17 protein-coding genes, 1 pseudogene and 1 riboswitch are annotated in these 19,610 nt (G+C 74.8%); of the genes and pseudogenes, 9 read left to right on the forward strand and 9 right to left on the reverse strand.

Annotation, left to right across the window (positions count from 1 at the left end):
• Positions 1-118 precede the first annotated feature (118 nt).
• A complete protein-coding gene (locus ACFUK0_RS20560) occupies positions 119-829 on the reverse strand; it encodes a helix-turn-helix domain-containing protein (protein ID WP_380252182.1) in 711 nt (236 codons plus the stop codon).
• Positions 830-1,071: 242 nt separating this feature from the next.
• Positions 1,072-1,266, forward strand: a riboswitch (cobalamin riboswitch).
• A gap of 104 nt (positions 1,267-1,370) precedes the next feature.
• Here ACFUK0_RS20560 and ACFUK0_RS20565 point away from each other — a divergent pair.
• The 7 genes from ACFUK0_RS20565 to ACFUK0_RS20595 all read left to right on the forward strand — a co-directional run bounded on the left by ACFUK0_RS20565 (position 1,371) and on the right by ACFUK0_RS20595 (position 9,578).
• A complete protein-coding gene (locus ACFUK0_RS20565; RefSeq protein WP_380252184.1) occupies positions 1,371-2,366 on the forward strand; it encodes a cobalamin biosynthesis protein in 996 nt (331 codons plus the stop codon).
• A complete protein-coding gene (locus ACFUK0_RS20570) occupies positions 2,363-3,886 on the forward strand; it encodes a cobyric acid synthase (RefSeq protein WP_380252186.1) in 1,524 nt (507 codons plus the stop codon). The genes ACFUK0_RS20565 and ACFUK0_RS20570 overlap by 4 nt, the downstream gene beginning before the upstream one ends.
• A 52-nt stretch (positions 3,887-3,938) precedes the next feature.
• The gene (locus ACFUK0_RS20575) at positions 3,939-6,059 is read left to right on the forward strand and encodes a putative cobaltochelatase (RefSeq protein ID WP_380252188.1); all 2,121 of its coding nucleotides are present in this window, start codon (positions 3,939-3,941) and stop codon (positions 6,057-6,059) included.
• 3 nt (positions 6,060-6,062) lie between these two features.
• A complete protein-coding gene (gene cobO / locus ACFUK0_RS20580; protein ID WP_380252190.1) occupies positions 6,063-6,668 on the forward strand; it encodes a cob(I)yrinic acid a,c-diamide adenosyltransferase in 606 nt (201 codons plus the stop codon).
• A gap of 13 nt (positions 6,669-6,681) precedes the next feature.
• Positions 6,682-8,067: a cobyrinate a,c-diamide synthase gene (locus ACFUK0_RS20585; protein WP_380252192.1), complete on the forward strand. Its 1,386-nt coding sequence runs from the start codon at positions 6,682-6,684 to the stop codon at positions 8,065-8,067.
• A 76-nt stretch (positions 8,068-8,143) separates the two neighbouring features.
• Positions 8,144-9,181: a hypothetical protein gene (locus ACFUK0_RS20590; RefSeq protein WP_380252194.1), complete on the forward strand. Its 1,038-nt coding sequence runs from the start codon at positions 8,144-8,146 to the stop codon at positions 9,179-9,181.
• Between the two features lie 67 nt (positions 9,182-9,248).
• Entirely contained in the window at positions 9,249-9,578 is a 330-nt protein-coding gene (locus ACFUK0_RS20595) for a deoxyxylulose-5-phosphate synthase (RefSeq protein WP_380252196.1), read from the forward strand.
• A gap of 26 nt (positions 9,579-9,604) precedes the next feature.
• Here the strand turns inward: ACFUK0_RS20595 and ACFUK0_RS20600 are convergent, their stop codons facing one another.
• The 3 genes from ACFUK0_RS20600 to ACFUK0_RS20610 are packed head-to-tail and all read right to left on the reverse strand — an operon-like array spanning position 9,605 to position 12,806.
• Positions 9,605-10,630, reverse strand: a complete 1,026-nt coding sequence (locus tag ACFUK0_RS20600; protein WP_380252198.1) for a TolB family protein — start codon at positions 10,628-10,630, stop codon at positions 9,605-9,607.
• Positions 10,627-11,907 carry an MFS transporter gene (locus tag ACFUK0_RS20605; protein WP_380252200.1) on the reverse strand — a complete coding sequence of 427 codons (1,281 nt, stop codon included), beginning with the start codon at positions 11,905-11,907 and terminating at the stop codon, positions 10,627-10,629. Before ACFUK0_RS20605 ends, ACFUK0_RS20600 begins: the two co-directional genes overlap by 4 nt.
• Positions 11,908-11,912: 5 nt before the next feature.
• On the reverse strand, positions 11,913-12,806 hold the full coding sequence (locus tag ACFUK0_RS20610) for an alkaline phosphatase family protein (RefSeq protein ID WP_380252202.1): 894 nt from the start codon (positions 12,804-12,806) through the stop codon (positions 11,913-11,915).
• Positions 12,807-13,036: 230 nt separating this feature from the next.
• Between ACFUK0_RS20610 and ACFUK0_RS20615 the strand changes: the two genes are divergently transcribed.
• Positions 13,037-13,474, forward strand: a complete 438-nt coding sequence (locus ACFUK0_RS20615) for a cobalamin biosynthesis protein (RefSeq protein ID WP_380252204.1) — start codon at positions 13,037-13,039, stop codon at positions 13,472-13,474.
• Positions 13,471-14,526 (forward strand): Rv2231c family pyridoxal phosphate-dependent protein CobC, encoded by a 1,056-nt coding sequence (gene cobC, locus ACFUK0_RS20620; RefSeq protein WP_380252206.1) that lies wholly within the window; start codon positions 13,471-13,473, stop codon positions 14,524-14,526. The genes ACFUK0_RS20615 and cobC overlap by 4 nt, the downstream gene beginning before the upstream one ends.
• A gap of 16 nt (positions 14,527-14,542) precedes the next feature.
• Here the strand turns inward: cobC and ACFUK0_RS20625 are convergent.
• The 5 genes and pseudogenes from ACFUK0_RS20625 to ACFUK0_RS20645 form a co-directional block, all read right to left on the reverse strand.
• A pseudogene (locus ACFUK0_RS20625) lies at positions 14,543-15,212 on the reverse strand (hypothetical protein).
• A 107-nt stretch (positions 15,213-15,319) separates the two neighbouring features.
• Positions 15,320-16,342 carry a glutamine synthetase gene (gene glnII, locus ACFUK0_RS20630; RefSeq protein WP_380252208.1) on the reverse strand — a complete coding sequence of 341 codons (1,023 nt, stop codon included), beginning with the start codon at positions 16,340-16,342 and terminating at the stop codon, positions 15,320-15,322.
• A 214-nt stretch (positions 16,343-16,556) separates the two neighbouring features.
• Positions 16,557-17,558, reverse strand: coding sequence for an SCO1860 family LAETG-anchored protein (locus tag ACFUK0_RS20635; RefSeq protein WP_380252210.1), 1,002 nt, complete (start codon positions 17,556-17,558; stop codon positions 16,557-16,559).
• Between the two features lie 228 nt (positions 17,559-17,786).
• The gene (locus ACFUK0_RS20640; RefSeq protein WP_380252212.1) at positions 17,787-18,464 is read right to left on the reverse strand and encodes a uracil-DNA glycosylase; all 678 of its coding nucleotides are present in this window, start codon (positions 18,462-18,464) and stop codon (positions 17,787-17,789) included.
• Between the two features lie 24 nt (positions 18,465-18,488).
• Positions 18,489-19,580: an amidohydrolase family protein gene (locus ACFUK0_RS20645; protein WP_380252214.1), complete on the reverse strand. Its 1,092-nt coding sequence runs from the start codon at positions 19,578-19,580 to the stop codon at positions 18,489-18,491.
• Between the last annotated feature and the right edge of the window lie 30 nt (positions 19,581-19,610).

The following is a 19,610-nucleotide window of genomic DNA, read 5'->3' on the forward strand; positions in this document are numbered from 1 at the left end:
GCCGCCTCGCCGGCCGCGGCCCGGTTGCATACACACACCAGTCCACTCGCCGCGCGGGCGGGCGGCCACCGGTGCGGGCCGTCCGGGGCACGGAACGCCGGCTCGCCGCCGGCGCCGGTCAGACCGGGATCCCGGTGTGCTGCCCCGCCAGCAGCTCCCAGAAGCGCTCGGCGAGCGGGCGGTCACGCCGGGGCGGCTCAGGTTGCGCCGGGGCGGCGGACCCCCAGCTGCCCGCACCCCAGTGGGCGGTGACCTGCTGCTCCTCCTGGAGGTCCGTCAGGACGGCGGCCAGGGTCTCCCGCGGCACCGGGACGATCCGCCCGATCGCCTTGACCTGCGCCTGCCAGCGCCCGTCGACGCACCGGCGCAGCCGCTGTTCGAGTTCGTCCCCGCGCCCGAGCACGGCCGGCACGTCCCGCAGGGTCAGCCCGAGCACCTGGGCCAGGGCGTACGTCTGGTCCTCGTCGCCGTTCCAGCTGCCGGTGGCCTCCGCCAGTTCGTACGCGCGCGGCGGGACGCCGATCCGGCGGGCCGCCTCCTCCCGGCCCAGCTCGCGGGCCACCCGGAAGTCGCGCAGGCAGGCCGGGCGGGCGCCCATCAGCTGCGCCGGCGGACACCACAGGGCGCGGGCCAGGGCGATGAACTCCTCCTCGGACGGCCGGATCTCACCGCTCTCCCAGCCGATGACGTGGCCGGGCAGCAGCCGGATCCCGTGCGCGGCCATCCCCTCGGCCACCTGTTGAGGGGTCAGGCCCAGTCCGGCACGGTGTGCCCTGGCCGCCGCGGGCGAGAAGGGGACCGGCGGCAGGTGGGGCTGTCTGGGTCGCATGGGGAACGACCGTACGGGCCGGGGCCGGTGCGCCCCCAGGCTCCGAACGCACGAAGCGCGGCCCGGGCTCCACCCGCGCGACCGGCGGATCGTCCAGAGCCCGACGGCCCGGCGGGCACCGTACTCGGAGGTAGCGACGGTTCCCGGGGCCGGCCGGCCGGCCGCCCAACCGCCGCTGCGGGCGCGCCCGCCGTGCCCGCCCGGCGTGTGACCAAACCCTCCGCGACCTCGGTTGACGCCCGGTCGAACAGCGTGATGGGATCCTTCAGCCAAACGGAGGCAATGCAGAGGAAGCCGGTGCGAATCCGGCGCGGTCCCGCCACTGTCACCGGGGAGCACACTCGAACAGGCGTCAGCACGGCCCCCCGGGGCCCGCGGACGCCCCGGGCGTGCCCGACCCGGAAGCCAGGAGACTCTCGCCCCCGGTACGTCGATCCAGGGCGCGGACCCTGAGTGAGGACACGCACGCCATGCAGGCTGCCCGGGCCGACCACCGGCCACCGTCGAACCGAGCCCGCCGCCGAACCGCGTCGCCCCTGCCGTGCGCGGGCTGACCCGCAGCGCAGCCTTCGCCCTCGGAGCCGTCGCCGGATACCTCGCCGACGCCCGCTTCGCGGACCCCCGCCGCGGCCACCCCGTGGCCGCCTTCGGCACCGCCGCCGGCCGCCTGGAGCGGCTGCTCTGGCGTGACCGCCGCGCCGCCGGCACGGCGTACACGGCGCTCTGCGTCGGCACCGTCGCGGCCGGCGCCGTGCTGGCCGAGCGGACGGCCGGGCGGCTCCCCGCCGGCCGGGCGGCGCTGGCCGCCGCCGCGACCTGGACGGTGCTCGGCGGCACCTCGCTCACCCGGGAGGCGCGGACCATCGGCCGCGCGCTCTCCGCGGGCGACCTCGCCGCCGCCCGCGAGCGGCTGCCGCACCTGTGCGGGCGCGACCCGAGCGCCCTCGACGAGCAGCAGATCGCCCGCGCCGTGGTCGAGTCCGTCGCCGAGAACACCGCCGACGCCGTGGTGAACGCCCTGGTCTGGGGTTCGCTGGCCGGCACCCCCGGCCTGCTCGCCTTCCGCGCCGTCAACACCCTGGACGCGATGGTCGGGCACCGCTCGCCGCGCTACGCCCGGTTCGGCTGGGCCTCGGCCCGGCTCGACGACGTGGCGGGCTGGCCGGGGGCCCGGCTCACCGCCCTGCTGACGGTCTGCGCCGCTCGCGAGCCCGGCACGGCCTGGCGGGTCTGGCACCGCGACGGCGCCGCCCACCCCAGCCCCAACGCGGGCCGCGCCGAGGCCGCCTTCGCCGGCGCCCTCGGGGTGCGGCTGGGCGGCACCCTCGCGTACGGGGCGCGGGTCGAGCACCGGCCGGTGCTCGGCGCCGAACTGCGCCCGGTCGGGGTGGACGACATCGAGCGCGCCTGCCGGCTGTCCCGCCGGGTCGGCCTGCTGGCGCTCGGCGTCACGGTGGCCGGGCACGGCGCCCTGCGGTACGCCCTACGGACAGTCGGTGGGCAACGAGGCAGTCAACGAGAGGGTGGCCGGAATTGAGCGGGGCACTGCTGGTCGCCGGAACGACGTCGGACGCGGGCAAGAGCGTGGTCACGGCAGGGATCTGCCGGTGGCTGGCCCGGCAGGGCGTCAGGGTCGCGCCGTTCAAGGCGCAGAACATGTCCCTCAACTCCTTCGTCACCGCCGACGGCGCCGAGATCGGCCGCGCGCAGGCGATGCAGGCGCAGGCCGCCCGGGTCGAGCCCGAGGCGGCGATGAACCCGGTGCTGCTGAAGCCCGGCGCGGACGGCCGCAGCCAGGTGGTGCTGCTCGGGCGGGCGGTCGCCGAGGTCGGCGCGATGGACTACCGCGAGCGCAAGCCCGTCCTGCTGGAGCGGGCCCTGGAGTGCCTGGCCGACCTGCGGCGCCGGTACGACGTGGTGGTCTGCGAGGGCGCGGGCTCGCCCGCCGAGATCAACCTGCGGGACCGCGACATCGCCAACATGGGCCTGGCCACCGCCGCCGGGCTGCCCGTCGTCGTGGTCGGCGACATCGACCGGGGCGGGGTGTTCGCCGCCATGTACGGAACGCTGGCGCTGCTGTCCGCCGAGGACCAGCGGCACGTGGCCGGCTGGTTCGTCAACAAGTTCCGCGGCGACGCCCGGCTGCTCCAGCCGGGCCTGGAGATGCTGCACGGCCTGACCGGCCGTCCGGTGCTCGGCACCCTGCCGATGCTCAAGGGCCTGTGGCTGGACGCCGAGGACTCGCTCGACCTCTCCACCGTCGTCGACCGGGAGGACAGCCCCGGCCCGTACGGCGCGGACGTGCTGCGGGTGGCCGTGGTGCGGTTCCCCCGGCTGTCCAACTTCACCGACCTGGACGCGCTGTCCCAGGAGCCCGGGGTGCTCGTCCGCTGGGCGACCCGGCCGGAGGAACTGGCCGACGCCGACCTGGTGATCCTGCCCGGCACCCGGGCGACCGTCGCCGACCTGGCCTGGCTGCGCGAGCGCGGCCTGGAGCCGGCGCTGAGGGCGCGGGCCGCGGCCGGGCTGCCGGTGCTGGGCGTCTGCGGCGGGTACCAGATGCTGGCCCGGGAGATCGTGGACGAGGTGGAGTCGAAGGCCGGCGCGGTCGGCGGCCTCGGCCTGCTGCCCGCGCACGTCCGGTTCGGCGCCGAAAAGGTGCTGGCCCGGCCGGTCGGCGAGGCCTACGGGCAGCGGGTCGAGGGCTACGAGATCCACCACGGCGTGGTCACGGTCGAGGGCGGGGAGCCGTTCTTCTCCGATGGCCGCGGGCAGAGCCTGGACGGCTGCCGGGACGGATCGGTGTGGGGGACGACCTGGCACGGCGCGCTGGAGAACGACGGGTTCCGCCGGGAGTTGCTGCGCGAGGTGGCGAAGCTGGCCGGGCGCGCGTTCGTCCCGGCGCCGGACACCTGCTTCGCCGAGGCGCGCGAGGCCCGGCTGGACCGGCTCGGCGACCTGATCGAGGAGCACGCCGACACCGGCGCGCTGTGGCGCCTGATCGAGGGCGGGATCCCGGCGGACGGGCTGCCCTTCGTGCCGCCGGGTGCGCCGTGAGCAGTTCTGTGGGTACGGATGCCGAAGACCTGACAGAGGAGATGGACCGCGAATGAGTGACGTCCGATACCCGTTCACCGCGATCGTCGGCATGGCCGACCTGCGGCTCGGGCTGCTGCTCAACGCGGTCTCGCCGGCCGTCGGCGGGGTGCTCGTGCGCGGCGAGAAGGGCACCGCCAAGTCGACGATGGTGCGCGCGCTGGCCGGCCTGCTGCCGTCCATCGCGACCGTCGGCGGCTGCCGCTTCGCCTGCGACCCGGCCGCCCCCGACCCGCAGTGCCCGGACGGCGCCCACGACGGCGCGGACACCGCCTCCCGGGCCGCCCACCTGGTCGAACTCCCGGTCGGCGTGACCGAGGACCGGATCGTCGGCTCGCTCGACCTGGAGCGGGCGCTCGCCGAGGGCGTCAAGGCCTACGAGCCCGGCCTGCTGGCCAGGGCCCACCGCGGCGTGCTCTACATCGACGAGGTCAACCTGCTCCAGGACCACGTCGTGGACCTGCTGCTGGACGCCGCCGCGATGGGTCGCTCGTACGTCGAGCGCGAGGGCGTCTCGGTGCGGCACGCGGCCCGGTTCCTGCTGGTCGGCACGATGAACCCGGAGGAGGGCGAGCTGCGCCCGCAGCTGCTCGACCGGTTCGGGCTCACCGTCGAGATCGCCGCCACCCGCGACCCGTCGGAGCGGGCCGAGGTCGTCCGCCGCCGGCTCGCGCACGACGCCGACCCGACCGGCTTCGCCGCGCGCTTCGCCGACGACGAGCAGACCCTCGCGGCCCGGATCACCACCGCCCGCGCCCTGCTGCCCGAAGTCCTGCTCAGTGATGTGGCGCTCCGTCAGATCACCGCCGTCTGCGCCGCGTTCGAGGTGGACGGGCTGCGCGCGGACATCGTGATGGCCCGCACCGCCGTGGCGCTGGCCGCCTGGTCGGGCCGCACCGAGGTGCTGGAGGAGGACGTCCGCCAGGCCGCCCGGCTGGCCCTGCCGCACCGCCGCCGGCGCAACCCGTTCGACGCACCCGGGCTGGACGAGGAGAAGCTGGACCGGACGCTGGAGGAGCACGCCGAGCCGGAGCCGGAGCCTACGGACGAACCCGACCCCGATCCCGACGGCGGGCCGGAGGGTGACGGGCCGGACGGGAACGGCGACGGGCCGGACGGCGGCCCGGACGGCGGCGGTGCCCCCGACCCCGCCGGGCCGGACGCGCCCGCCCTCGACGAACCGGCCCGGGACGCCCCGGCGGGCGACACCCCGGCCCCGGACTCCCCCGCCCAGGACGTACCCGACCGGAGCCCCGCCCCCGGCCCGGCCCGGGAGAAGGCTCCGGTCGCCGCCGGGGAGCCGTACCGGACGAGGCTGTTCAAGGTGCCCGGCACCGGCAAGGGCGCCCAGGGGCGCCGCTCCCCCGCCGAGACCGACGGCGGGCACACCGTCCGGGCCCGGCGCCCGGCGGGCACGCTGACCAGGCTGCACCTCGCCGCGACCCTGCAGGCCGCCGCCCCGCACCAGCACGCGCGCGGGCGTACCGGGCGGGCGCTGGAGCTGCGCCGGGACGACTTCCGCGAGCAGGTCCGCCAGGGCCGGGAGTCCAACCTGGTGCTGTTCGTGGTGGACGCCTCCGGGTCGATGGCGGCCCGGCAGCGGATGACCGCCGTCAAGGGCGCCGTGCTGTCCCTGCTGATGGACGCCTACCAGCGCCGCGACAAGGTCGGCCTGATCACCTTCCGCGGCGCGGCCGCCGAGCTGGCGCTGCCGCCGACCTCCTCGGTGGAGGTCGGGGCGGCCCGGCTGGAGTCGCTGCCCACCGGCGGCCGGACGCCGCTCGCGGCCGGCCTGCTGCGGGCCCACGAGACGCTGCGGGTGGAGCGGATGCGCGATCCGCACCGCCGCCCGCTGCTGGTCGTGGTCACCGACGGCCGGGCCACCGGCGGCCGCGACGCGCTGGCCGACGCCGGGCGGGCCGCCGGGCTGCTCGCCGCCCAGGGCCTGGCGAGCGTCGTACTGGACTGCGAGTCCGGCCCCGTCCGGCTGGGCCTGGCCCGCAAGCTGGCCGGGCAGTTGGGCGCCTCCGCCGTGACCCTGGACGAACTGCGGGCCGAGGGCGTCGCCGCACTCGTGCACGCCCACCGACCCACCGCCGGAACCACCGGCCCCGCCAACCGAAAGGCAGCCTGACCCATGCCGCAGGGAAAGCCGGAGACCGTCCCCGACGACGGCCTGACGACCCGTCAGCGCCGCACGCTGCCGATCACCGCCGTGCACACCGGCCCGGGGAAGGGCAAGTCCACGGCCGCGTTCGGCATGGCCCTGCGGGCCTGGAACCAGGGCTGGCCGGTCGGGGTGTTCCAGTTCGTGAAGTCCGCCAAGTGGAAGGTCGGGGAGGAGAACGCGCTGCGCGTGCTCGGCGCCTCCGGCGAGGGCGGCACCGTCGCCTGGCACAAGATGGGCGAGGGCTGGTCCTGGGTGCAGCGCACCGCCGACATGGCCGAGTCCAGCGAGGAGGCGGCCAAGGAGGGCTGGGAGCAGGTCAAGCGCGACCTGGCCGCCGAGACCTACCGCTTCTACGTGCTGGACGAGTTCACCTACCCGATGCACTGGGGCTGGGTCGACGTGGAGGAGGTCGTCGCGGTGCTGAAGGACCGCCCGGGCAGCCAGCACGTGGTGATCACCGGCCGCTACGCCAAGGAGCCGCTGCTCGAACTCGCCGACCTGGTCACCGAGATGACCAAGGTCAAGCACCCCATGGACGCCGGCCGCAAGGGCCAGCGCGGTATCGAGTGGTAGAGCAGCCGTCACCGTGAACATCCCCCGTCTCGTCATCGCCGCACCGGCCTCCGGCTCCGGCAAGACCACCGTCGCCACCGGGCTGATGGCCGCGCTCGCCGCCCGGGGCCTGGCCGTCTCCCCGCACAAGGTCGGCCCGGACTACATCGACCCCGGCTACCACTCGCTGGCCGCCGGTCGGCCGGGCCGCAACCTGGACGCCTACATGTGCGGCCCCGGTCAGGTGGCACCGCTGTTCCTGCACGGCGCGGCCGGGGCGGACGTCGCGGTGGTCGAGGGCGTGATGGGGCTGTTCGACGGCGCCTCCGGACAGGGCGAGCTGGCCTCCACGGCCCACGTGGCCAAACTGCTGCGGGCACCCGTGGTGCTGGTCGTGGACGCCTCCTCGCAGTCACGCTCGGTGGCCGCCCTGGTGCACGGCTTCGCCTCCTGGGACCCGGAGGTGCGCCTCGCGGGCGTGATCCTCAACCGGGTCGCCTCCGACCGGCACGAGGACCTGCTCCGGGAGGCCCTGGAGGAGGGCTCCGGCGTGCCCGTCCTCGGCTCGGTCCGGCGCTCCGCCGCCGTGGCCACCCCCTCCCGGCACCTCGGCCTGATCCCGGCCGTCGAGCGATCAGCCGAAGCCCTGCGCGCCGTACGGGACATGGGCGAGTTGATCGCCGCCTCCGTCGACCTGGACGCCGTGCTCGCGCTCGCCCGGACGGCTCCCCCGCTGCCCGACACCCCCTGGGACGCCACCGCCGAGGTCACCCCCGTCGCCGGCCCCCGCCCCCGGATCGCGCTCGCGGCGGGCGCCGCCTTCTCCTTCTCGTACGCCGAGAACGCCGAACTGCTCACCGCGGCCGGGGCCGAGGTGGCGCCCTTCGACCCGCTGCACGCCGAGGCCCTGCCCGCCGGTACCGCCGGGCTGGTGATCGGCGGCGGCTTCCCCGAGATGTACGTCTCGGAGCTGAGCGGCAACGCCGCCCTGCGCCGCGCGATCGGCGCACTCGCCCTGAGCGGCGCGCCGGTGGCCGCCGAATGCGCCGGACTGCTCTACCTCGGGCAGGAGTTGGACGGCCTGCCGATGTGCGGCGTGCTGGACGCCAAGGCCCGGATGACCGAGCGCCTCACCCTCGGCTACCGCGAGGCGGTGGCCCTGCACGACTCGCCGCTGGCCCCGGCCGGCACCCGGGTGCGGGGCCACGAGTTCCACCGTACGGTCTGTGAGCCCGGCGCCGGGGAGCAGCCCGCCTGGGGGTGGCGCACCCCGGCCGGGCCGCGCACCGAGGGCTTCGCGGCGGGCAACGTCCACGCCTCGTACCTGCACCTGCACTGGGCCGGCGCGCCGCAGTTGGCGGAGCACCTGGTCGCGGGGGCCGCACGGTTCGCGGCGGCGGGCCTGCCGCGCCGAGAGTGACACAGCGTCATATGGACTTCTCAGGGCGCAGATCGGACATCTTTCGACAGGTGGCGGCGACCGGTACCCTTCGACCATGACGATCCGGTCACTTCTCCGGTTCCTGCTGGTCTCGCCGCTGCTGGTGGCGATGTCGGCGATGTTCGCCCTCGACGGCACCCTGCTGGTCGTCCTGTTCACGCATGACACCGAACTGACCCGGCAGCTCGGCGAGCATCCCGAAGCCTGGGTGTTCGCCGGTCTGTCCCCGTTCGCCGCGCTGATGATCGCGTTCTGCTACCGCCCCAACCGCCCCTGGGGCCCGCGGTGGAAGCAGCTCACGATCCGGGCCGGCATCCTGCTGGTCACGGCCGGCGCCGGCGTCCTGGTGGCGGATCTCTACGGCCTGCAGCTGTACAAGGACACCGTGCTCGCCGACGGCGTCGCGATGTACGTCACCACGCTGTGCATCGCGGGCTGGGCGGTGCTGCACCCGCGTCGGCGCGGCTACGCCCTCCCGCTGGCCGTGGTCGCGCTGGGCGCCGCCGTCGCCGCCATGATCCGGACGGCCGGCGGCACGGCGCCCGCGCTGTTCGCCGACTACGCCACCGCGGGCGCGGGCCTGCTGCTGGCGGCCGTCCTGTGCCAGCAGCCCTGGCTGCGCTCACGGCTCGGCCTCCCGCCGCTGCCGGAGGAGCCACCGGCCCACCCGCCGTACGGCCACCGGCCCCCTGGTCACCGGCCCTACGGCTACGGGATTCCCCGGCCCCGCGGTTTCAGCCGCCCCGACTACTTCCCCGCCCGGCTGCCGAAGCCGGGCGAGATGTGGTGGGCGGACGTCCCGTTCGAGGACATCTCGGGCTCGAAGGAGCGGCCCGTCCTGGTGTTCAGCGTCCTGGACGGCCACATGGAGGTGCTCAAGAGCACCAGCCAGGACCGGCTGGACCGCAGCGACCACATCGCCCTGCCGGTGGCGGGGTGGGACCCGAGGGCCCGGCACGACAGCTGCCTCGACCTCAAGCTGCGCCAACTGCCGCTCCAGCGCCTGCGCTGGTACATGGGCCCGGTGCCGCCGCCGGTGTGGCAGCAGGTCACCGCGCGGCCGCTGCGGCACGCCCCGGCGCCGCCCCGCTGAACGGCCGGGACGCCGGCCCGGCGGCAATCCCGTCGCTCCGGGAGCGGGGACGGCCTACCCTGGCCGCATGTCCTGCACGAAGACCTCGTACGTCTGCCTGCCCTGCCGCGGCTCGTACAAGCAGCCGGCCGAGGGCGGCCACGAGCGGCGCTGCCCGCGCTGCGCCGCGCCGCTGATCCGGGCGGGCTCCGCCTTCGCGGCTCCGCGCCGACGGGACACCGCCGCCTGGCGGACGCTCTCCGTGCTGCTCAACGCCGGGGTCGACTTCCACAGGAGCTGCTGCGGCGGCCCCGGCTACCGCCCGCGCACACTCGGCGAGGTGAAGGAGCGGATGGCCTACGCCCGGGCCACCGGCGAGCCGTTCGCCCGGGCGCTGGTCCGCAGCGAACTGCCCTAGGCCTTCAAACGCTTGAGCGGCGGGTGTCAGCCCAGGAAGGCCGGGGCGACCGCGGCGTCCAGCAGCCGGGTGGCGGTGCCGCTGCCGTCCGCGGGGACGGTCCACAGGTCGGCGCCGAAGTCGCCGGGGAGGGCGTAGACCAGGGTGGAGGCATCCGACCAGAGGGCCTGGTCGTCGATGTTGCGCTGCTCGGCCGTCGCGGTCTCCGTCATGGTGGCCAGGTCGAGGACGTACAGCCGCCACGGGGAGTCCGCCGACGCGCCGGGGACGCGCTTCTTGTAGGCGACGCGGGTGCCGTCGGGTGACAGTGACGGGCATTCGACGTTCTGGTGCAGGGTGGTGAGGGTGCGGGCGGCGAGGTCGCCGTGGACGAGGTAGGTCTGGCCGCCGGTCGCCACCGTGGCGTAGAAGCCGCTGTCGTCGGCGAAGGTGACGCCCCAGATGTTGACGTCCGGGGCCTGGTACGGGTGGCCGTCCTTGATCACCGTGAAGGTTTCGAGGTTCTCCTGCAGCGTCCAGTCACGGGTGTCGACGATCGAGGTGCGGGTCGAGAAGTCGGTGCCTGCGTAGGAGTCGCCGCTGACGAAGACCGTCCAGGCGGCGAGGTGCCCGGAGGGTGAGACCCGGGCGCGGGTCGGGATGCCCGCCGCCGGGAAGTGCTTCAGCTCGTGCAGCCCCTCGTCCAGGATCACCGCCCGGTAGGTGTCCTGAAGGGCGCCGCGTTCGGCCTGCAGGCAGATGCCGGTGCCGGCCGCCGCGTGGAAGCGCAGGCACTGCACGCCGGAGGCCGTCCGGACGCCGCCGGGCTGGTCGGCGGGGACGGTGGCCAGCTCGTCGTGGTGCGGGCCCCAGGCCATGTTGCGGAACACCAGCTGCCGGGCACCGGTGGGCGTGCGCAGCGACACCGGGCCGGCCTCGACGGTCGGGCCGCCGGGCTGCGCCTCGTTGCGCCGGTCGGAGCGGTCGGCCGCGTACAGCACCGCGCCCGCGCCGACGGAGCCCAGCAGCAGGACGGCCACCAGCAGGGTGACCAGGCGGGCGGTTCGCGTCACGGGGTGACCTCCTGGGTGTTGTCGGCGGGTTCGCGCAGGACGAGCGCGGCCCCGGCCACGCAGAGCGCGAGCGCCCCGGCGGACCAGGCCAGCGCGGCGGTGCCGCCGACCGCGCTCCAGGCCGCCCCGAAGGCCAGCGAGCAGGCGAAACGGGCCAGCGCCTGCCCGGTGCCGACCAGCGCGAGACCGGCGCCGCGCTGCTCGGCCGGTGCGGCGTCGGCGGCGGCCGCCGCGAGCACGCCGTCGGTGGAGGCGTAGAACGCGCCGTGCAGCAGCAGGACGCACAGCGCCGCCGCGCCGCCCGACCACGGGCCGAGCAGCAGCCCGTACGCCAGCAGCAGGACGCCGTGCGCGGCCAGGAACAGCCGGCGCCGGCCGATCCGGTCGGCGAGCGCGCCGAGCGGGACGGCGAGCAGCAGGAACGCGGCGGCCGTGCCGAGCGGCAGCAGCGGGAACAGGTGGGTGGACAGGCCCAGCCGGCGCTGCAGCAGCAGGTAGAGGAACGAGTCGCTGACCGTGGTCAGACCGAGCAGCATCGCGCACAGGGTGAGCCGGCGCAGCTGCGGGATCCGCAGCAGGCCGAACGCGTCGCGCAGCGACACGGCGGGAGCCGGGGCACCGGCGCTCCGCTGCCGCCCCGGGACGAACAGCAGCAGCACCAGGACGCCGAGCGCCGCGATGCAGCCGCTGACCGCGAACACCGCGTCGTAGCCGTCCACCGCGAGCCGCAGCACGCCGAACGCGACGAGCGGCCCGATCAGCGCGCCCGCGGTGTCCATCGCGCGGTGCACGCCGAACGCCCGGCCCCGGTGCTCGGGTTCGGTGGCGAGCGAGATCATCGCGTCCCGGGGCGCGGTGCGCAGGCCCTTGCCGGTGCGGTCCACCGCGATCACGGCGCCGATCAGCGGCACGGTGTGGGCGAGCAGCAGCAGCGGTTTGCAGAGCGCGGACAGGCCGTAGCCGACGGCGGCGACCGTCTTGTGGCCGCTGCGCCCCCGGTCGGCGAGGTGCCCGCCGACCAGCCGGACGAGCGCGCCGACGCCGTTGTTGAGGCCGTCCAGCACGCCGAAGCCGAGCGGGGACAGGCCGAGCCCGGTGAGGAGGTAGAGCGGCAGCACGGCGCTGACCATCTCCGACGACACGTCGGTGATCAGGCTGACTGCCCCGAGGGCGAGCACCGTACCGGGGACGGCGGCCGCCCGCCGCCCCGGGCGGGTGCCCGGGGCGGCAGGGGCGGAGGCCGGCGCAGTGGTGCCGCGGCGTTCCGCGAGGTACACGGCCGTCAGTTCCAGATGCCGGTGATGTCGGCGGCGGTGGCGGCGTTGCCCGCGTGGGTGGTTAGCCCGGCGAGGTCCTCCAGGGTCCGCAGCACGTTGTAGTGGTTGTAGGTGGTGCTGGAGCTGCTGCCCGGCGTCACGTGCTCGCCGTACAGCACGGTCGGGATCTTGTTGCCGGAGAGCTTGTTGTCCTCGTCGAAGGTGACGACCAGGAGGCTGTTGTGCGTCTTGGCCCAGGTCGCGTAAGCGCCGAGGTTGTTCTTGATCCAGGTGTCGCCCGTGCCGACCGAGCAGTCGTGCATGTCGCTGCACAGGTTCGGCACCACGAAGGAGACCTTCGGCAGCGTGGTGTAGTCGGTCGGGAACTGCGTGAAGGTCTTGGCGGTGCTGGTCGGCACGTTGCTGAAGCCGAACCACGGGTTGTGCTTCTGCGCGTACTTGCCGCTGGAGCAGACCGTCGAACCCTGGCTCGGCAGCGTCTCGTTGTAGCTGGCCCAGGTCTTGCCGGCGGCGATCAGCTCGGAGCCGAGGTTGGGCGCGGAGATCGAGCCGACGCCGACACAGCTGTCGTCGGTGCGGCCCTGGGCGCTGCCGGAGAACAGCATGTAGTAGTTGGGCTCGCTCGGGTGGGTGAGACCGTAGGAGGCGGTGAGGTTGGCGCCGCCGGCCTTCAGGGTGTTGTTGATGTACGGCGCGCTGGAGCTGCCGATCACCTGCGAGTAGGCGTGGTTCTCCATCACGACGACGATCACGTGGTCGGGGCTCGGGAGACCGACGACCGCCTGGGCGGTGCTGCCGGTGGCGGCCCAGATGCCGAGCGAGCCGGCGACCAGGCCGAGGCCTGCGGCGAACGCGGTCAGGGGGCGGCGGGGGCGCTTGCTGGAACGGGCGAACGGCATGCTGTCCTCCGGGCGAGGGGGAAACGGGAGCGGAGCGCCGTAACCCTAGGGTTGGCACGGTGGCGTGTACGGCACAAGGGAAGTGAAGAAAAGACGAACAACGGCCCCCGGCGGAACTCCCTTTCAGCGGTGCAGGTCACAGGCGTCCCGATTGACCCGCGCGGCGCCCGCGTGATGGGATTTCGGGGCCGCTGGGCGGTGGCCGGACGGGACGGGCGGAGGGGCAGCGCATGATCGACTCGCACCCTCCGGCGGGTACGGTGGTCGTCGGGGTGGGGGCGCGTCGCGGGGTCACCGCCGCCGAGGTGCTCGCCCTGATCGGCGAGGGCCTCGCCGAGGCCGGGCTCACCGTCGCCGCGGTCCACCGGCTCGCCACCCTGGACGCCCGCACGGGCGAACCGGGCCTGCGGCAGGCCGCCGCGGCCCTCGGCGTCCCCCTGCTCGGCCACCCGGCCGCCGTGCTGGCCGCCGTGCGCGTGCCCGGCCCGTCCGCCCGGGTGCTCGCCCGGGTCGGCACCCCGAGCGTCGCCGAGGCGGCCGCGCTGGCCGGCCTGCGCGGGGGCGAACTCCTCGTGCCCAAGCTGAGGTCGGCGATGGCAACGGTCGCGGTGGGACGCGGCACGACAGGACCGCCGGACCACTCAGACCCCGCAGGAGCAGCCCCGTGACCATCGTCGCCGACAGCCAGACCGAACCCGACCTGCGGCACCACGGGGATGCCGAGGTCCGCGACCGCGCACTGGTCGACCTCGCCGTGAACGTCCGGGCCGGCACTCCGCCCCGCTGGCTGCGCGAGCACCTCGCCGCGACGGTCGCCGGCCTCGCCGCCTACCCCGAGCAGACGGCCGCCCGCGCCGCCGTCGCCGCCCGGCACGGCCGGCCGGTCGGCGAGGTCCTGCTCACCGCCGGCGCCGCCGAGGCGTTCGTCCTGCTGGCCCGGGTGCTCCGGCCACGCCGGGCCGTGGTCGTGCACCCCCAGTTCACCGAACCCGAGGCGGCCCTGCGGGACGCCGGCCACACCGTCGGACGGGTCGTGCTGACGTCCGACGACGGGTTCCGGCTCACCCCCGGCGCCGTGCCCGAGGACGCCGACCTGGTGGTCGTCGGGAACCCCACCAACCCCACCTCCGTCCTGCACCCCGCCGCCGCCCTGACGGCGCTGGCCCGGCCGGGGCGCACCCTGGTCGTGGACGAGGCGTTCATCGACACCGTCCCGGGCGAGAGCGAGTCGCTGGCCTCCGTCCGCGATCTGCCCGGCCAGGTGGTGGTGCTGCGCAGCCTCACCAAGACCTGGGGCCTCGCCGGGCTGCGGATCGGCTACGTGCTCGCGCCCGCCCCGCTGGTCGCGGCACTCGGCGCCGCCCAGCCGCTCTGGCCGGTTTCCACCCCCGCGCTGGCCGCCGCCGAGGCGTGCAGCACCCCGGCCGCGCTGGCCGAGGCCGACCTGGCCGCCGCCACCGGGGCCGGACAGCGCGCCCATCTGCTCAGGGGCCTGGCCGCACTGCCCGGTGCCCGGGTGCACGGCGAGCCGGCCGCATCGTTCGTGCTGGTCGAACTGCCGGGCGCGGCCGAGGTGCGGTTGCGGCTGCGGGACGCGGGCTTCGCGGTCCGGCGCGGCGACACCTTCCCCGGCCTCGGCCCGGACTGGCTGCGGATCGCCGTCCGCGACGAGGGGACCACCGACCGGTTCCTCGCCGCCCTGGCCGCCGTCCTCGGCTAGAAACCGCCGTCAGCGGTCAGCCGTCGGCCGTCGGCGGGAGCCGGTCGGCCCAGTCGGCCAGGAGCGCGAAGTCGGCCGGAACCAGCCCGACTTTCGGGTCGATCCGCAGCGTGAGCGCCGGCCCGCGGTGGTGGGCGGCTATCCACTCGGTGTCCTGCGGCCCCAGTTCGTCGTCCACCCAGGCGAATGGACGCCCGGCTGTCCAACTGGTGAGATGCCGCGTCTTCCAGTGCAGCCCGTCCGGGTCCGCCCGGTGGAGCTGCGGCCAGGCGATGTACGGGAGCGGGGGCAGCCCGAGCAGCGGGGCGAGCCAGGTGTTGGCCTCGTCCATCCAGGTGGACGCCCAGACCAGCTCGTACGGCAGGGCCTGCAACGCCGGCCCGACTCCTCTGCCGCCTCCGGGCGCTCTCGATCCGGCGCCGACACTCCTCGCTCCGGCACTCCTTCGTCGCTTGTCACTCGTCGCTTTCGGCACCGGCGCGCCCTACGGCGGTCCGCTGTGCATTGAGCCACACCCGCAGTGGGCGGACCTGCTCGGCGGGCCGCTGCGGGTGCCGGGACACCCAGGAGTCCGGCTTGATGCGGTGGGTGCCGTAGCCCGGCGGGCGCCGGTGCGGCTTGGCCGCGTACGGGTTGAGCGGGCCGTCCACGTCGAGGAGCAGCAGCGGCGCTGCGGGGCGGGTCATGGACGCCATCATCGCCGCCTCCGGCGCCCTGGTCCGGGGAACGGCGACGCCCGCCGCTCCCCCTGACAGGGAACGGCGGGCGTCGAAGCGGTAGGAGAGCCTCAGGCTCAGACCTGGCCGGCCTTCTCCAGCGCGGAGCAGCAGGTGTTGACCATCAGACGGGTCACCACGTACGGGTCGACGTTGGCGTTCGGGCGACGGTCCTCGATGTAGCCCTTCTGCTCGACCTCGACCTGCCACGGGATGCGGACCGAGGCGCCGCGGTTGGAGACGCCGTAGCTGTAGACGTTCCACGGGGCGGTCTCGTGCAGACCGGTCAGGCGCGACTCGATGCCGAAGCCGTACTGCTTGACGTGCTCCAGGACCTTCTCCTGGCTGGCGCCGAGCGACTCGCAGGCGGTGATGATGGCGTCGTAGCCCTCACGCATGGCCTTGGTCGAGAAGTTGGTGTGCGCGCCGGCGCCGTTCCAGTCGCCGCGCACGGGCTTGGCGTCCAGGGTCGCGTCGATGCCGAACTCCTCGGCGGTGCGGTAGAGCAGGTAGCGGGCGACCCAGAGGTCGTCGGAGACGGTCAGTGCGTCGACCGGGCCGATCTGGAACTCCCACTGGCCGGGCATGACCTCGGCGTTGATGCCGCAGATCGCGAGGCCGGCGGCGATGCAGCGGTCGAGGTGCAGCTCGACGATCTCGCGACCGAAGACCTCCTCGGCGCCGATGCCACAGTAGTAGCCGCCCTGCGGGGCCGGGAAGCCGCCCTCGGGGAAGCCGAGCGGGCGCGAGCCCTTGAAGAAGGTGTACTCCTGCTCGATGCCGAAGATGGCCTCCTGAGCAGCGAACTGCTCGGCGATCGGGCGGAGCAGGGCGCGGGTGTTCGAGACGTGCGGCGTGCCGTCGATCTCGTTGACCTCGCACAGGACGAGGATGTTGTCGCCACCGCGGATCGGGTCCGGGAAGGTCCGGACGGGAGCGAGCACGCGGTCGGAAGCGTGGCCCTCGGCCTGGTTGGTGGACGAGCCGTCGAAGCCCCAGGTGGGGATCTTCTCCGCGTTGGCCAGGATCCGAGTCTTGGAGCGGAGCTTGGCGGTCGGCTGCGTGCCGTCGATCCAGATGTACTCGGCCTTGATTGCCACGGCGGTGAACCTCGCAAACTGAGTGGTGGGTGCCCGCGTAGCGTCGCAAGTCACCGTTTCCCGGTTGTTCCTCCTATGTGTCGCCCATGTAAACCAACTGTCCGCAGTGGCACCGTCACGCTGCGGGAGTGCCGTTCCCGCCGCCCCGGGGCGCCCCTCGGCGCACTCGGGGACGGCCTTCGCCCCCGCGATTTTCGGCCATCTCCGGGAGCCGTCAGTGCCGGCGGGCCCGGGTGGCACGACGGCGGGTGGCCAGGACGGCGGCGGCGCCGCCGACGAGGAGGACGGCGGCGCCCGCGACGAGCGGCCCGACACCGCTGCTGCCGGTGGCGGCGAGGTGCTCGCCGGTCTCGGTGGCGCCCTGCGGCACGGCCCGGGCGGCCTTGCTGCCACTGCCCGCCGGCTGGACGGCGGGCCCGGACGTGGTGGCCGCAGTAGTAGTGGGGGAAGTAGGAGCAGGAGGAGGAGTGGAGGCGGTGGGACTGGGAGCCGGGGCCGCCGGCTTCTCGCAACTGACCGAGGCCACGGTGATCCGCCCGCTCACCTTGGCCACGTTGAGGCTGAGCGGGTCGAGTTCGACCTGCACGTCCAGTGCGGAGGCCGCGGCCGTGGTGGAGGTGGTGGTGCGCCCGGAGAACTCCACGGACACCTTGCCGACGCCCGGGACGTCCACCTTCGTGGGCCCGTACAGCCCCACCGCGACGGGCCGGCCGAGGACGGTGAGCTTCGCGGGGGCGACCACCTCGGCGGTGGGCTGCCCATCGACCGGGCAGGTCACCTCGGCGCTCAGCGCCTCCAGGCCGAGCAGGGCGGTGAGCGGCAGGCCGGGTGCGTGCACGTCCGCGTTGACGAGCTCGACCGAGGCCGTGGCCCCCTTGTCGTCCACCTTGGTGGCGGACTTGCCCACGTCGGCCCGGACCAGGGTGACCGGCCCCTGCTGGTCGACCCCCTCGACCAGGGCGGTGAGGACGGAGCCTTCGCGCCGGGCCGGGCTCTCCACCTTGTTGAGCGAGACGTTCACCGGGACGTCGACGGCCTTGTTCAGCAGACTGACGTCCAGGTCGACCTCGACGGTGACGGCACTCGCCCGGCCCGCCGTGCCGGCCTGCGCGGCCGGGCTCGCGGAGGGCTCACCGGCAGGGGCGGCGGTGGCGGGCAGGGCGGTGGCCGCAACGACCAGGACGGCGGCGGCGACCCGCAGGGAAGAGGACAGCAAAGGAGGAACCCCCACACATGGCGATCGGGAGAGAGCGCGCCACCGATGTCACCCCGTGCGCGGGAATGCTCCGCGCCGGACCGGGGGAAGGCTGTCGCTCTCGACTGACGGCCATCCTCTTCGAACAATCCGTCACATGAGCATCACAGAGCGTCAGTTCACTCATTCGAGTGAGGTTGACGCCGACCATTGACGATCATGGACCGGCGGGACCCCGGCGGACGCCGCCTACGGCAGGCGCCAGTCCACCGGCTGCGCGCCCTGCCGCGCCAGCAGCTCGTTCGCCCGGCTGAAGGGGCGCGAGCCGAAGAAGCCGCCGTTCGCCGAGTACGGGCTCGGGTGCGCCGACTCCACGGCCGGCACCGGGCCCAACAGGGGGCGCAGGTTGCGGGCGTCACGCCCCCAGAGGATCGCCACCAGCGGGCCACCGCGGGCCACCAGCGCCTTGATGGCCTGCTCGGTGACCTCCTCCCAGCCCTTGCCGCGGTGCGCGGCCGGCTTGCCGGGGGCGGTGGTCAGCGCCCGGTTCAGCAGCAGCACGCCCTGCTCCGCCCAGGGCGTGAGGTCGCCGTTGGAGGGCTGCGGCAGGCCGAGGTCCTGGCCGTACTCCTGGAAGATGTTGATCAGGCTGGCCGGGATCGGCCGCACCTCGGGCGCCACCGAGAAGCTCAGGCCCACCGCGTGCCCCGGTGTGGGATACGGGTCCTGGCCGACGATCAGCACCCGCACCGAGGCGAACGGCTGCTGGAAGGCGCGCAGCACGTTCGGCCCCGACGGCAGGTAGGTGCGGCCGGCGCCGATCTCGGCCCGCAGGAAGTCGCCCATGGCGGCCACCCGCCCCGCCACCGGCTCAAGTGCGGTGGCCCAGCCGGGCTCGACGATCTCGTTCAGGGGACGCGGTGCCATGCCCACCACCCTATCGGCCCACTCTCAGCCGACGGGACGGCCCCTCAGCACCACCAGCTGCGGAGCCGCCAGCACCCGGACGTCCGCCCGCGGGTCCTCCCCGTAGAGCACCAGGTCGGCCGGCGCCCCCTCGGTCAGGCCGTCCCGGCCCAGCCAGGCCCGGGCGCCCCAACTCGCTGCCGACAGCGCCTCGATGGGCGACAGGCCGGCCTTGACCAGCTCCGCCACCTCGTCGGCGACCAGCCCGTGCGCGAGCGAGCCGCCCGCGTCCGTGCCGACGAAGACCGGGATGCCCGCGTCGTGCGCGGCCCCGACGGTGTCGTAGCGGCGCTCGTGCAGCCGGCGCATGTGCGCGGCCCAGGCCGGGAACTTCTCCTCGCCGCCGGCCGCCAGCTTCGGGAAGGTGGCGATGTTGACCAGGGTCGGGACGATCGCCACCCCGCGCTCGGCGAACTGCGGGATCAGCTCCTCGGTCAGCCCGGTGGCGTGCTCGATGCAGTCGATCCCGGCGGCCAGCAGGTCCGGCAGGGACTCGGCGGCGAAGCAGTGCGCGGTGACCCGCGCCCCCTCCTGGTGCGCCGCCGCGATCGCCTCGGCCAGCGCGTCGCCCGGCCAGCAGGCCGTGAGGTCGCCGTGTTCGCGGTCGATCCAGTCGCCGACCAGCTTGACCCAGCCGTCCCCGCGCCGGGCCTCCGCACGGACGTACGCGGCCAGGTCGCCGGGCTCGATCTCGTGCGCGTAGTTGCGGATGTAGCGGCGGGTGCGGGCGATGTGGCGGCCCGCGCGGATGATCCGGGGCAGGTCCTCGCGGTCGTCGATCCAGCGGGTGTCGGCGGCGGATCCGGCGTCACGGATGAGCAGCGTCCCGGCGTCACGGTCGGTGACCGCCTGCTTCTCGCTGGTCGCCTCGTCCACCGCGCCGTGCGCGTCCAGGCCGACGTGGCAGTGCGCGTCCACCAGGCCGGGCAGCACCCAGCCGTCGAGTGTCCGGACGTCGGCCGCGCCGGCCGGACGCTCGAAGGTCACCCGCCCGTCCACCACCCACAGTTCGTCGCGGACGTCCTCGGGGCCGACCAGCACCCGGCCCCTGATGTGCAGCACCCCGGCATCGCTCATGCCCGCACTCTACCGACGCCACCTGCCGGG

This window comes from Kitasatospora sp. NPDC057223, from assembly GCF_042669755.1.
In the GTDB taxonomy this organism is placed as follows: Bacteria; Actinomycetota; Actinomycetes; order Streptomycetales; family Streptomycetaceae; genus Kitasatospora.